11 protein-coding genes are annotated in these 14,439 nt (G+C 46.0%); 5 read left to right on the forward strand and 6 right to left on the reverse strand.

Annotation, left to right across the window (positions count from 1 at the left end):
- Nucleotides 1-251 precede the first annotated feature (251 nt).
- Nucleotides 252-749 (reverse strand): helix-turn-helix domain-containing protein, encoded by a 498-nt coding sequence (locus RIG27_RS23775; RefSeq protein WP_446349280.1) that lies wholly within the window; start codon nucleotides 747-749, stop codon nucleotides 252-254.
- A 260-nt stretch (nucleotides 750-1,009) separates the two neighbouring features.
- The gene (locus RIG27_RS23780) at nucleotides 1,010-1,228 is read right to left on the reverse strand and encodes a hypothetical protein (protein WP_446349282.1); all 219 of its coding nucleotides are present in this window, start codon (nucleotides 1,226-1,228) and stop codon (nucleotides 1,010-1,012) included.
- 154 nt (nucleotides 1,229-1,382) lie between these two features.
- Here RIG27_RS23780 and RIG27_RS23785 point away from each other — a divergent pair, with 154 nt between their 5' ends.
- The 3 genes from RIG27_RS23785 to RIG27_RS23795 all read left to right on the forward strand — a co-directional run bounded on the left by RIG27_RS23785 (nucleotide 1,383) and on the right by RIG27_RS23795 (nucleotide 2,685).
- Complete coding sequence (locus RIG27_RS23785; RefSeq protein WP_446349284.1) at nucleotides 1,383-1,649, forward strand: ribbon-helix-helix domain-containing protein; 267 nt, start codon at nucleotides 1,383-1,385, stop codon at nucleotides 1,647-1,649.
- Nucleotides 1,646-1,951 (forward strand): type II toxin-antitoxin system RelE/ParE family toxin, encoded by a 306-nt coding sequence (locus RIG27_RS23790; RefSeq protein WP_446349286.1) that lies wholly within the window; start codon nucleotides 1,646-1,648, stop codon nucleotides 1,949-1,951. Before RIG27_RS23785 ends, RIG27_RS23790 begins: the two co-directional genes overlap by 4 nt.
- A gap of 143 nt (nucleotides 1,952-2,094) precedes the next feature.
- Nucleotides 2,095-2,685 carry a hypothetical protein gene (locus RIG27_RS23795; RefSeq protein ID WP_446349288.1) on the forward strand — a complete coding sequence of 197 codons (591 nt, stop codon included), beginning with the start codon at nucleotides 2,095-2,097 and terminating at the stop codon, nucleotides 2,683-2,685.
- Between the two features lie 119 nt (nucleotides 2,686-2,804).
- Here the strand turns inward: RIG27_RS23795 and RIG27_RS23800 are convergent, their stop codons facing one another.
- Nucleotides 2,805-3,155: a Dethiobiotin synthetase gene (locus RIG27_RS23800; RefSeq protein WP_446349290.1), complete on the reverse strand. Its 351-nt coding sequence runs from the start codon at nucleotides 3,153-3,155 to the stop codon at nucleotides 2,805-2,807.
- Nucleotides 3,156-3,970: 815 nt separating this feature from the next.
- Nucleotides 3,971-5,407: a carotenoid oxygenase family protein gene (locus tag RIG27_RS23805; RefSeq protein ID WP_446349292.1), complete on the reverse strand. Its 1,437-nt coding sequence runs from the start codon at nucleotides 5,405-5,407 to the stop codon at nucleotides 3,971-3,973.
- 1,021 nt (nucleotides 5,408-6,428) lie between these two features.
- Between RIG27_RS23805 and RIG27_RS23810 the strand changes: the two genes are divergently transcribed.
- Nucleotides 6,429-6,908, forward strand: a complete 480-nt coding sequence (locus RIG27_RS23810) for an NADAR family protein (RefSeq protein ID WP_446349294.1) — start codon at nucleotides 6,429-6,431, stop codon at nucleotides 6,906-6,908.
- Between the two features lie 191 nt (nucleotides 6,909-7,099).
- Nucleotides 7,100-9,949, forward strand: a complete 2,850-nt coding sequence (locus RIG27_RS23815; RefSeq protein ID WP_446349296.1) for a GAF domain-containing protein — start codon at nucleotides 7,100-7,102, stop codon at nucleotides 9,947-9,949.
- A gap of 256 nt (nucleotides 9,950-10,205) precedes the next feature.
- On the opposite strand, the gene RIG27_RS23820 is transcribed toward RIG27_RS23815, so the two are convergent.
- The gene (locus RIG27_RS23820) at nucleotides 10,206-10,709 is read right to left on the reverse strand and encodes a cupredoxin domain-containing protein (RefSeq protein ID WP_446349298.1); all 504 of its coding nucleotides are present in this window, start codon (nucleotides 10,707-10,709) and stop codon (nucleotides 10,206-10,208) included.
- The gene (locus RIG27_RS23825) at nucleotides 10,706-13,600 is read right to left on the reverse strand and encodes a M16 family metallopeptidase (protein ID WP_446349300.1); all 2,895 of its coding nucleotides are present in this window, start codon (nucleotides 13,598-13,600) and stop codon (nucleotides 10,706-10,708) included. The genes RIG27_RS23820 and RIG27_RS23825 overlap by 4 nt, the downstream gene beginning before the upstream one ends.
- Nucleotides 13,601-14,439: the final 839 nt, after the last annotated feature.

Consider the following 14,439-nt stretch of genomic DNA (forward strand, 5'->3'; position numbering starts at 1 on the left):
GCGGGAAATGTCAGTAGTGAGACGGTTAAGCGTTACATTGAAAATCAGAAGACCAGATAGTTTGGTCATCTCCGTACCTCCGATGACCCGCCTTATATCCCACACCTAAAAGGATGTGGGTTTTACGGCGTTTCTATAAGCGCAGCGATAGCGGTGGTTTGGGAAATTTTTGGGTTGTTGAGGCTTGACTATTGTCAGCTCCAACTACCATACTGACAATATAGTAAACAATTTACTTCTGTGTCAATACCCTACTCCGAATTTTCTGACCCTTCCTCGTATCTGAATCCAGCTAGTTGAGCAACCAATTCTAGATGTTTAGAAGTAGACAGAGGCGGCTCATATAGAGCAATTTCCCAATTACTGACGGTTTTCTGTCGCACACCCATCCTTTGGGCAAACTCTGCCTGGGTTAAACCCATGTGGCGACGCAGTGCTTTGATGAGTTGAGCGTTCCACAGCACAGTGTCACCCACGCGCTGAACTTTGGGTTTAGCGGTAGGTTGACGAAATGTCACCCGTTGCTGCTCTAAATCCACATCCTCAACCCGATATCCGGCTTCCATCCAAGCAGAAGCTTGCAGTGCGCCTTTGCTGCGATTGCTCCACCATGCCCGTTTTTTGCGTGCTGAGTCGGGTAAGGTGTCATTCATGAGTTCCTCAATTTCTGTAAAGGTGAGAATGACTTCCGCTTGATTGCTCTGACGCAGAAATTCCAGGAGTGGCTGATACTTGCTATCTGGCTTCATGCTGCAAAACCTCTACACCAATCAACGTCTTTGGGTTGAGATGCTGGCGGGATTTCTGGATTAGTGAAGTAGGAAAGGGACATGAAGCTGTTCTAAGGGACTCTTAATCATCTCTAGGATGCCAGAAAATTTGGGTGTGCGATCGCTCTATCCTGCCAAATTGTCATTAGTAATCGAATCCAGCCTGATCAGCGACTAACATAAGAATGACTTCCGCTTGATTGCTCTGACGCAGAAATTCCAGGAGTGGCTGATACTTGCTATCTGGCTTCATGCTGCAAAACCTCTACACCAATCAACGTCTGTGGGTTGAGATGCTGGTGGGATTTCTTTTTTGGTGCAGTGGGAAAGGGGCATGAAGCTGTTCTAGGGGACTCTTGACCATCTCTAGGATGCCAGAAAATCTGGGAGTGCGATCGCTTGGCACAAAATCTCGCCTGATCTATCTGGGGTATCGCTGCCCAGATGATCCACGCCAACTATAATTTTCTGGGTGCGATCGCGGGATTTTTCGGTTAGCTTTGATCACAGAGCGCGGGAGTTGGAGGAGAGAATTGCTGAGAATGTAGCACAAATTTTGAATCTTTGAGCAGTTAGTACGATAAAGTTAATGGTTTTAGGGGGTTTGAGAGGATGAATATTACGTTTAAACCAGAAGAGGAGCAGTTGATTCAAGAAAGGCTCAAAAGTGGCAAGTATGGAAGCGCTTATGAGGTGATTGTTGAGGCGTTGCGATTACTTGAAGAACGCGATAATCAGTATCAAAAATGGCTGAAAGAAACGCGGGGGAAAGTAGCGGTTGGTATGGCACAGCTTGATAGAGGAGAAGGAATTGATGGGGAGGTGGTGATTGCCAGGTTGCGGGAGAAGCTTCAAAAAGCGGGTGAAAATCAAGGATGAGCCGTTACATTATTTCTCCAGAAGCGAGTCAGGATTTAGATGAGATTTCTGATTATTTTTTGAGTCGGAGTCTAGCGGCTGGTGAACGGTTTGTGAATGGGTTTGAGCAGAAATGCAAGAACTTGGTGAAGTTTCCCGATATGGGGCGTTCTTATGCTGACATTGAGCCATCGTTACGGGGTGTTCCTCTCTTAGGTTACATCATTCTTTATCGGGTGATTGAGGATGGCGTGGAAATTGTGCGGGTGGTGAGTGGGTATCGGGATTTAGAATCGCTGTTTTCTGAGTCGGATGAGGAATGAGGCAAACAAAGGTATAGCATCCGTTCGGCTTGTTTTATGCCAGTCCGACTACTTACTGAGTTACCCAAATGAGCGAACGGTGAGATGTTCAGCCTAACTGCCATAATTGTTTATAGGAAAAGCACACCTCAAGGAGGCTGGCGATGAAGAAAAGTAAACTGGGGTCATTTCTATGGATGGGCATGGTACTGGGGTTGATAGCCAATCCCGCCCAGGCGTTACCCGGTCAAACGGTGGAAACAGTCGCGGCTTGGATTGCGGCTCATCCTACCTTAGAACCCGGTATTGGCGATGGGTTAGTCGTGACTAAACAGAATACCGCTGCTCAACGATTTAAGTTTGAAGCCTCAGTGCTTCCTCCAGGTCAAATCGCCTTTCCCACGAATCGTCGCCTGATTCAAAGTGAGCAAATTTCCTTCTATGACATGATTAACGGCGTGACTCCAGAACGACTTACGGAGTCACTGCGAGTTATTTATGGTCCAGCAATCTATCAAGATTACCAGAGAGCTAACCTGGTATACGCCTATCCTACACCAGCAACCATCGATTTAGCTCGGCGACAAAATCGACCAATGCTAATAGCACGACAAGGCGAGCTTTTATTAGGCGATCGCTTTGCCTATTGGTTAGAAGTAACTCGAACTGAGAATGGTAAGCCAATTAATGGGCGGATCACGGTTTTCTTGCCCGAAGATTTGGACAAACTTGAAGTTGAATTGCGAAATCGTTAGTCATTGGTCATTGGTCATTGGTCATTAGTCATTAGTCATTGGTCATTGGTCATTGGTCATTGGTCATGTCCGTAGTTATTTGGAAGAGAGTATTAGCCTTTTCCCCTCCTAACTGCCTGTCATTTGTCATTCATTTGCCAAATACCTGAAAAAATACTCTCAACAGCACGAGCAATGCGCTTGAGATCTTCATCGAGCAGGGGGGGCCAATTCACACTAGCCCGACGCCCTGCTTCAAACTGTTCTCGGCTCTCATAAGCTAATAAGTATAGGGAGTGAACGAGTTCTCGATCTAGAGTTGATGCATCTCGCAAACCCTCAAATATCATTTTCAGCGCTAATAAAATATTGGTTATCTGACCTGGAACCGGTGGTTTTTGTAACTTGATACGAACCATAAATGCGTCTTTGTTTGGGTCAGATGCTGTTGCTTGATTAATCACAAAGTTACGGGCTGTTTTGTAATCCATTGAATGTTAATAGACGAGTTTACGCTGATAATTTTGTGCGAATACTACTATCGCTAAATCCGGATTAACTATTCCCTTGTTGGTGGGGACAAGGCAGAAGCCAAAAGAGAGAGGGCAGACGTCTCCAAGGAAAAAGCACCCAAGTGATAAAAGGGATTACTTAAGCGGATTTTGTATAATACCATTTCTTCGGAATATTACACTTCATATTCATACCTGCCCATTTTGCCTTATACCAAGTTGTAGTCAAAGACGTAATTTATCATGCTGAGCGAAGGAACAGTAGCGAAGCATCTGCGAAACCCTTCACGTTGTTCGAGGTTAGTCTCCCTTTACCCCAGCATCTGTCCAGATTATTCGCTTCGCTCTTCCTAGACATGATAGAACTTATTATTTTTTCCAGTTTTATGCGGATCAAGCATTGAACAGTCTGAAGCAAGTATTACATAACTTACGCATTTGAGATCTTTTTTGTAGAGATTAATTTTTAACTCTCCTTAAAGAAGCAAAAACGTCAGTTTTGATGTATAAGCGCTGCAAATGACATCTACAATGCACATTTATAGTTGGGTTTTGTCCGCTAGTCTATCCCTATCTGAACCAGGAAGACTTGATTCCTCTTTTCTGGTAGATCAGCAAAGGTTAGTGCTAGCTTCAACAGAACAAAGTCCGCCCCCTGGTTGTAATCGAACTGATCCTCCTGACTGTCAACCTCGATAGTAGACCGCTTTGAAAATAAAGCTAGTTGAAAATAACTCGTGCTAACCCGCTTTTTATCGGCGGGTTATTTATGTCTTAAGCGACTAATGAAAACTTTACCCAACAGATTTCCACCTGCCATGAAAACTAAACGGAATGACCTGCGGTAATTGCAGCCGACAGGCAGGTTCTTGATCAAGAGCATTGCTGTCATAGATCCACACTTCACTTTGGTTAGAATTCCCATCATAAACAACGGTTAATACCCACCCCTGTTCTGGATTAAGCGCGTCGGGTGCATGGATGGGTTCTGAGGGATAGCGATTCTTGCCCAAATCGGCTTCGATTAGGGTTTGGGTTTGACAATCAAACCGCGCGATCGCACTATAAATTTCGCTACGGTGATCCATATCTCGGCGATGCAGTGCTAGATAAATAGAACGGGAGGCTTGACCCACTTGCGCGTCTGGAACCACTGGAAACTCGACGTATCGATCTAATAATTCCCGTTCGGCGATAATCGTCCCAGTTTGGGGATTGATCTCAACCTGCCATAATGTCTCGTTGGTAACGGTATGAATCTCACCCATGGCGATGTCTTGGAGACGTTTATTTGTGCCAAAATCCGGATACCGAATAAATTCGACCACGATAGAACCCTGCTGATTCACATAGCCATTGGCAAAATGCCACTGAAACCAAGGATCGGCTTCGCTACGGGCGACTAATGAAAGCGTTTCTCGGTCAACGATTAAAATTTGGGTTCCTAATTGGGGACGCCATTCCATCGCCTCCCCAAAGCTACTCACTCCTAATGCGGCGGGTAGGAGATTTACCCGTATAGGTGGCACGAAAAAGACAAGATAAGAGCCTGCGAGGACAAAATCATGAATTAGGGGTATGCCTTTGAGTGGTATCGTTCCTTTTTGGATAATTTTGCCCGTTGAGTCGCTTTTGTAGAGATTTAGGTTGGAGTTAAGTCCGAGGCTGATGCCAAAGTTAAATATCTCACCCGTTTCTGGATCAGACTTGGGATGGGCTGAAAACGAGTCTCCCTCGGCTAAATAGTCTAAGCGATCGCGTCCCCAGGTTTCTAAGGTTTGCAGGTCGAGTGCGTAAGGATTCCCGCCTTCCCAAAGGGCTAGTAATTTATCCGGTAGGGGTAATACAGAGGTATTTGCCCTGTTTTTCACGGGTTTACCCCACCGTTCCCAGATTCGCCCAGCGGCTTTGGTGCCATAGTTAGGATAAAGTAATTTCCCGGCGGCGGCTTCTTCTTGATAGGCGGGGGTTTGCACGTAGCGATAGACCCCAGTCGCTGTAGCATCGGTGAAATGAACCGCTAAAATAGCGCCATCCCCATCAAACCAATGTCCCATCCGTTGACCCCCTCGTTCTAGACGGGCAGGTCCATTGCGATACAGTGAGCCTCGTAACCCTTGAGGAATTCTGCCAGAGAGAATTGGTAAGGGGGTTAGGGGAAATTCAGTGGCGGGTTGAGCGATCGCGTTTGCCCAAGCTTTACGGGTTGATGGTGGGGTAGCTGTTTGCATGGTTCCCGATTCTGGATGACTATTTCTTCTATATTAGTTAATTTTTGTAACAAAATGAGTACTATTTTTTTATCCTTTTTTCCCTGAAAGCCTTTTATAGATTAGGTTTCAGCACTATTCCCTGGCTTTTGCTGACAAAATAGGGGGTTACACCCCTCATCCCTAAAGTGCTATAGTTTGATATGTAGATGCACCCTGATAATCAAGAGAGTCGCGCAAGTGACTCTTTTTTTTTTCGACATTCCCCCCATTACATTACAGATTTTAACGGAAAGTAAATTAGTTTATCATTTTGACACCATTGTCCGGAACAGTGATACATTAAAAATTGAAGCAAGCAAGAAAGCTTCCAGTGACAGATATTACACTTCCTTTCACTGTTGAGTTCAGGAGGTAAAATAACTATCCATCTTAATTTCCCTTGTATCAGTAATATCTGCCACATCAGATAGTGAAACGATCCAAATTAACAATAGCAGCCAACCCATAGCCGCTAATATTTCCTCAATTAACGTGTCGGGAGCAATGCAACTGAAGACCACTCAAGAGTAGTAGTTCAGTGCAACTCTATTTAGACTAGTGATAACAAGAGGAGATTCCTTAGATGAGTCAGGTCAGGCTGCTATTGTTTTAGCGGGTTTGGCGATTCACCTCAAGTCATAAACTTCCCCTGCTCCCCTAGAAGGGCGGGTTTAGTCACATCCAGGTGCAAAAGAAGCGATAATAGTGAAACCCGCCCCTACAACCCTGTTCCCCTGTAGATACAAAGCGGCTCTTGTATTTCCATGCCCGCTGTACTAGCTCCCCCTCTCCTCATCTCTCTCATCGTAAACGCCTCGTGATCGCTACTATAAGATTTAGGTGTCAATCAGCCGTCGGTTGACCAATAAAAAGGACTAGATAACTAAACCCTTAAATCTGGGGTGGGCTTCAGGGACATGGTTTCCGACGCCGCACCCGAAAACGTAACTCGTCATCAGACGAGGCTTTTTGCCCAGCGAAATAGTTTGACAGTTTTGCCATGACAATTTATTTTTATAAGGTTGAGGAACCCTATGGCTGCTTTTCCAACTTCTCTCCCCACCCGATCCAGATCGATGGCTGGTGTTGGCAAACCGTTGAGCATTACTATCAGGCGCACAAGTTCGTCGGGACGACAGACGAAGCCTTGATCAGGACAATCAAAAATGTATCAACACCAATGGAAGCCGCCCTCCTCGGACGCGATCGCACCCGTCACCATCGTCCTGATTGGGAACAGGTAAAACAACAGATTATGTGGCGAGGGGTTTTGACCAAATTTCTTACCCATCCTGATATTCAGCAAATCCTGCTGAACACCGGAGAAGAAGTGATTGTTGAAGATTCTCCCACAGATTACTACTGGGGGTGTGGTGAGGATCAAACTGGTGAGAATCATTTAGGAAAAATGCTGATGAATGTTCGTCAACATATCCGACAGCATTTAGCACAGGCGAACTGCAAACTCCTGGATCGGTAAATCTGAGGACGACAGGCGCATACTCTTGGGCTTTCAGGTGATTCAGAGGAAACGGTAGAATCAGATTTACACTGTAAGTTAAGGATATTCATACAGATTTGCGAAGTCGGTGCATCGAGCTAAACCTCTGATTCATCACCTGGATTACCCTCTAAACCAGAATCAGAGAGTGTTTCATAGGAGTAGTAAGCGTGTTACAACCAGAACTCGATCAAGAAGACTTGTTGCGCCGGATCACGAATCGGATTCGCCAATCCTTAGAATTACAAGAGATTTTAAATGCCACAGTTGCAGAAGTGCGATCGTTGTTAGCAACCGATCGCGTCATGGTTTACCGCTTTAATGCGTCGGGTGGTGGACAGGTGATTGCTGAATCAGTCAACACCAATCGGCTTCCTGCTCTCAACGGATTAAACTTCCCTGCTGATGATATTCCAGAACAAGCCCGTAAATTGTACCTCACCGAGCGCTTGCGTTCCATTGTGGATGTTTCTGGGGGACTGATTGGTTTATCCCCCTTAGACCCCTCAGAAACCGATGATCGCTCCACCCCGCAACCGATTCACTATCGTCCCGTAGATGCTTGTCATGTCAAGTATTTACGAGCAATGGGTGTCCAGTCTTCCATGGTCTTACCCATTGTCCACTATGATATCCAGGCTCAACGATCCCAGAAACGACTCTGGGGACTGTTAGTCTCTCATCACGTCACACCCCGTACCATTAGCCAACGGGAATTGCAGATTGTGCAATCGGTAGTGGATCAAGTGTCCATTGCCATTGCTCAGTCGAATCTCTTATCCCAAACCCGTCAGCAGCATCAGATCGAAGCAACGATTAATCGTGTCTCAACGTTGCTGCATTCGTTACCCACCATTCAACTCCAAGCTGCTTTACAAGAAACGGTTAGCGCTCTATCTAGTTGGGGAGGTAGACTCTATATAGCCCCAGACAGGTTGAATCCGAGGGCGGAGTGCCTTATATGTGGCAGACAACCTACATTTGGAGATAGTCCGAGGACGATTGAAGAGCATCCTGGGTTCGTCCAATGGGTAACAGGGGATAGAACCGTTGAAACCGCCAATGGCTCATCCGAATCCACTTCGACTCCCGTCGGTTGTCAGCCGCTCATTGTCAACGATTTGGATCAAGTCTCCGAGTTGGCGAGTCTGGCTCCAGCCTTTGATGGGACTCCAATTCGAGGTTGGTTAGTAATACCCTTGTATTATCGCTCCTCATTCTTGGGTTATCTAAGTATTTTTCGCTCCCAAGTGGTGCAAGAAATTTTGTGGGCGGGAGAGTTTAACCCCAATGAAGAACAACGCAGTCCCCGTGAATCTTTTGAACAGTGGCGAGAGGTGAAACGGAATCAAGCTCAACCGTGGACGAATTACGACATTGAACTGGCGATCGCACTCGGTCATCATTTTGCCATGGCGATCGAGCAATATAAACTTTATGCTCAAGTACAAGCCCTGAATAGTAACTTAGAATGCCAAGTGGCGGAACGCACGGCGAAGTTACAGCAATCTCTAGAGCAAGGGCGGGCGCTACAACGAGTGACCAACCAAATTCGCAGTACTCTTGATCTGAAAACCACCCTACAAACGATTGTACGAGAAGTTCGTCAACTGCTGAACACTGACCGAGTGATTATTTATCGGTTTACCGATGATTTCCACGGTCAAGTTATTGTGGAATCGATGACAGGTGAGTGGTTATCGCTTTTAGATATTGATGATCCGCAGCAGTATTTCTCGAAAGCCCAGATTCAAGTGTATAAGCGAGGTAATTTAGGAGTGATTAAGGATGTCACTCAAGCCCGATTAACTCCCGATCAACAAGAGTTCTTAAAACGTTGCCAAGTGCAAGCCGCTTTAATTGTTCCCATTGGGCTGGAAAATCCTCAAGCCAATGAGATACCCATTGTGCTGGATAGTATTCCTTGTCCCAGATGGGAGCAACCTCTCTGGGGATTTTTAATTGCTCAAGAATGTAAAGCTAGGCGAGATTGGCTCCCCTCAGAGATTAAACTGCTAAAAAAGTTAGCAGATCAAGCTGCGGTGGCGATTCAGCAAGCGGAATTATTTACCCATACTCAAGCCCAAGCCCAACAATTGGCGAGTGCTTTTCACCATCTCAAGCAAACTCAAGCCCAACTGATTCAAACCGAAAAAATGTCGAGTCTGGGACAGTTGATTGCAGGAGTCGCTCATGAAATTAATAATCCGGTGAATTTTATTTATGGCAACCTGGTTTATACCAGTCAGTATGCTCAGGATTTACTGAATATTATTCATTCCTACCAGAAATATCATCCTCAGCCAGAGCCAGAGATTATTGAATTGTTAGATCTCATCGATTTAGACTTTTTAGAAGGAGATTTTCCTAAGCTTTTAGAGTCGATGAAAATGGGATCGGAACGGATTCGCAAGCTAGTTTTGTCGTTGCGAAACTTCTCCAGACTTGACCAATCCGAGAAAAAGTTAGTAGATATCCACGAAGGTATAGAGAGTACGCTACTGATTTTACAATATCGCCTGAAAGCGAAACCCAATCATCCAGGGATTCAGGTGATCAAAAATTATGGTGAGTTACCGTTAGTTGAATGCTATCCCAGTCAACTGAACCAGGTTTTTATGAATGTTTTAAGCAACGCGATCGATGCATTAGAATACGGTAATCCCGATAACCAGAGGATTACGATTTCCACAAGTGCCAAATCTAAGACTGTGGAGAACCTAGATTATCTGAACGATACTACACAAATAGAGAAAAATCAAGGCTCATCTCCAACTCATATCATCATTCAGATTGCTGATAGTGGTTCAGGAATTAGCCCAGAAATTCAATCACAAATTTTCGATCCCTTTTTTACAACCAAGCCGATTGGTAAAGGAACGGGTTTGGGTCTTTCGATTAGTTATCAAATTATCGTGGAAAAACATGGGGGAATCTTTAAATGCAGTTCTCCGCCAGGAGAAGGAACTGGATTTTGGATTGAGATTCCCATTCGTCAGTCTCAAAGTGAGGATAAATAGGGGCTGCTGAATAAGGCTTGTGGTGGGTTTGTAGAGACGTAAGGCGTGGAACGTCTGGGAGATAGGGGAGATGGGGGAGATAGGGGAGATGGGGGTGATTCTGTAGGGGCGGGTTTCACTACTATCTTTTCGGTTAAACCCAGATGTAACTCGCGCCCGCCCCGACTAAATGACCAATGACTAATGACTAATGACTAATGACTAATGACCAATGACCAATGACCAATGACAATCCCCACCGTTAACTTTAGTTGTCCTACTTTATCCTAATTTCTCCTACCATACCTGCTTCTGTATGTCCAGAGATTGAACAATGAAGTTCGTAGGTTCCGGGTTTCATTGGCACAAATACCCACTCAGCCTCGCCACCGGGTTTCAGTTCTAATTCGTGGATTGCTCCTTTAACTTCGACTTTAGCGGCTTCAACTTTTTGCGTCCAACTTGCATCGGCGAAGTCTTTGGCGGTGAAGTAGTGTTTTTGGGGACTAGGATTATCCAGCAATAGTTTATAGCGTGTGCCGGCGACAAATTCAAATTGGTTAGGGAAGAACTTCAATTCATTGGCTGAATTGCCTAAACTCACGTTAACCTCTATGGCTGGAGTCGCCGCGATTGCAGGGAGACATACTAGGTTAATTCCTAGAATTAGTCCAATGATTGCGGTTAAGCATCGGCGCAGCCATTGATGGTGGTAGGGGTGATTGTTTGGGGCTAAAGCCCCGACTACGAGCCGATTTAAGGATATTTTTCTTAGCTTCATACTGAACCTGCTGTTACGATTACTAGATTATCAGGATGGAGTAATTCCTTCGCCACCTGATTGACTTGTTTGACGCTAACGGTTTCAATGTGACGGACGAATTCTCGAAGTTCGTCGGGGGTTAACCCATAGACTTGATTGTCGAGAATGGTTTGGGCTAAGTTGTCGGGATGGGCAAGGGTGACGGGATATTGGCTGGTAATTGAGCGTTTCGCTGTGGCTACTTCAGTTGCTGTTACCCCTTGCTCCTGGATCTGTTGCAGTAAAGTAATGGTATTCGCGATCGCACTTTGAGCATCTTCGGGGGCGGTTTGCATTTCAATCACGAAGGAACCATCATAGATTCCGGTTTGAAAGTAACTGTAAATCCCATAAGTTAACCCTAAGCGATCGCGAATCACGGTTCCTAATCGACTGGCTAGGGTATCACCACCGATGATTTGATTGAGAACGAATGCGGCATAATATCGCGGATCAGTGCGATTCATCGCGTCGTTTCCCATAAAGGTGACGGATTGAGATTTTCCCGGTAAGCGTCGATTCACCCGCACAGTGCTAGGGGGTAGCTTAACCGCCGGAACGGTTAACTGAGGCGGCTTTCCGGTTGCTGTCCACCTGCCGAATTCTTGTTCCAACCGCGATCGCACTTGCTGAGGATCAAAGTCGCCTACTAGGGTTAGGATCGTGCGATCGGGACGATAATAGGTCTGATAGAATTGCACTACATGATCACGAGTAATTTGACTCAGGCTTTCCGGTGTCGGGAAACTGTGAAAGGGATGATTTTTGGGATAAAGGGTTTGAGCTAAGGTACGCTGTGCAAGAGTAGCGGGGTCATCGAGTTCGATTTGTAGATCCGTTAATGCCCGTTGACGGCTTAATTCCAGTTGATCCGGGGGAAATGTCGCCCGTTGCAAGACATCACTGAGGGTTTGAATTAAGGACGATAAATCAGGAGACAGCGCACTCGCACTAATAGATGTTCCTTCCCGCACTGTATAAAAGTCTAGATTAATGCCTCGATCATCTAAACGTTGAGCTAGGGTTAATGCATCCTGAGTCTGAGTTCCATTCATCACATTGTCTGCGGTAAGTTCCGCTACACCGGACTTTTGAGGTGGATCATTTGCCCGACCTGCTTTAATATATCCAGTTAAGGTAACTGTAGGCGTACTGCGATCGCGCAATAGCAAAACTTGCAATCCTGACGTTAACGTCAATCGTTCCGGTAGGGGTTGAGTTGGGGTTAAGGTTGCATCTGTAACCCCTGGGGGCAGATATTGGGCAACTTCTGTGGGATCAACGGGAGACTCGCCATAAAAATGTTCAGATGTTTTACTAAATTGACCGATACCGCGATTGGCTTCTTCCTGAATCTGAGTCGGTTGGAAGAAGCCAACAGTACGCTGTTGCGGGGTAAGATACGCTTGGGCAACACGTTGTACATCTTGGCTAGAGACTTGAGCAACGGCAGCTAAATACTGATCAGTGAACCGATAATCCCCGGCGGTGGTGTGATTTGCCCCGAATTGGAAGCCTTGACTGGTGACATCGCGGTTTTCTAGAATCAGTTCGGCTTTCAGTTGGGCTTTAGCGCGATTGAGTTCAGCTTCGGTTACACCTTGGTTTTTTAAAGATGCGATCGCCCCTTGGAGAACTTGTGCGATCGCGTTAAGATCCTCACCGGGATCAGTCGTCACAAATAGAGCATACCAGCCCTTATCCCGGAAATTCGCTGCATATCCCCCTGCATCACTTGCCAATCCCGACTCCACTAAGGCTTGATAAATGCGAGAACTTCGTCCCGATGTCAAGATATAATCCATCACATCAATCGCGGGAACATCCGGGTGAGTAACAGTTGGGAGAGGATAAACCACCTGCACCAGCGCTGCACTACCAGGTTGTTCCAGGACAATAAAATTATTCTCTGCTTCCCCCACCGGGGCGGGTTTAGTCAAGTTATCGGTTTGGCGCCTTATGTTATCTGTCAAACCCGCCCCTACACCTCCGCTTTCCCCCGGAAGGGCGGGTTTAGGTAAGTTATCGGTTTGGTTCCTTATGTTATCTGTCAAACCCGCCCCTACACCCCCATTTTCCCCAGGCTGACTGGCATCAATTGTGCCAAAATGCTGGTTTACCGCCTTTAATACCGCATCCGTTTCAAAATCACCCACAATAATTATAGTGGCATTATCAGGACGGTAATAAGTGCGATAATAATCCTCAACCTGTTCTAGGGTAAACCCTTCTACATCCTCCTTAGTCCCCCCAACGGGCAAACCATAAGCATGATTAGGAAAAACCTGGCGCATGATTTCGCGATCAAGGCGATATCCTGGATCATTTTCATACCCTTCCAATTCTGAAATAACCACCCCTTTTTCAGTCGCCAATTGTTCAGCATTAATCTGGGCATTTTGCATTCGATCCGCTTCCAGAATCAGCAAAGCCTCTAGTTTATCACGCTGAACGGTGTTGTAATATGCCGTTTGGTCGTAACTGGTAAACGCATTAGAATCCGCCCCTAACGCACTGAGTAGGCGACCAAATTGAATCGGACGATTGGTTGTTCCTTTAAACATTAAATGTTCAAGTTGGTGCGAGATTCCATTTAATCCTGGGGTTTCATCCCGTGAACCCACCTTGTACCACACCTGAACAGTGACAACCGGGGCGGAATGGATTTCTTTAGTAATAACAGTTAAGCCGTTGTCCAATACAGTTTTACGCACCGTTTCAGTGAGAGACAATGAAGAATCAGAGTTGGTGTTAGATAGAGGAGTTTGACTCAACGTTGCTGTATTAGAGAAAAGCAGCACAGCGCTAAGGCAGAGGGTAAACAGGAGAAGGGGGACAAAATAGCGATTCAGAAAATGAAACCCAGGCATACGGTTAATAGGACAGCTCCTTTGATTTGAGCATTGTACCCTCTAGAGGAACTTCATAGAATCCCAGTCGCCGAAACCCTCAGTATCCCGTAGGGTGGGCATTGCCCACCAACCTTGTAGGGGCGACTTGCCGGATTTAATTAACACCATCCAACCTTTAATTATATCGGGTCGCCCCCCGGTGGGTATTGGTAATACCTCATACAACATTGATATCGGGTCGCCCCCCGGTGGATATTGGTAATATCTAATTACAACTATTGATGTCGGGGCGAGGGGCGAGTCGAGATAAGTTAATTCTCCCTCCGCACATTGATGCAGCGACTCGCCCCTACAGATTTACGCAGAACCCACCAATAACCAACCGGAAACTGTCGCCAACATCATCGGTGATATTCTGTTCAAGATGTGAATGAAATTATACGGTGAAATCGGGCGCACATTGATGGGGCAAAAGGGCGCAAGCCTTGCGCCCCTACAATGCTAATCTATCAAAGTGCCTCTACCACGTCGGTAGGGTGGGTTAGGCGGTTCTACCTTTTCCCAGAAACCCTTTAATTGAATATCCGCCGTAACCCACCAACAACCCCTCATAAAATACAGCCAATATTATCCCTAATTATCTGTCAAGATTATGGCTGAAATTATACGGTGAAATCGGGCGCTTCTTGATGGGGGGGGAAAGGGCGCACGTCAGTCATGGGTGTCAACTTAAGCCACATTACCCACGATAGGATACTGGGTGTGGGGTATGGGGTGTGGGGTGTGGGGGAAAGCGAGCAATTTTGGGGAGCTATGTATTAAACGGAACCTGTTTGAAAAAAACATTGTGGATGAAT

Origin of the sequence: Coleofasciculus sp. F4-SAH-05, assembly GCF_040222985.1 — a bacterium.
Classification (GTDB): domain Bacteria; phylum Cyanobacteriota; class Cyanobacteriia; order Cyanobacteriales; family Coleofasciculaceae; genus Coleofasciculus; species Coleofasciculus chthonoplastes.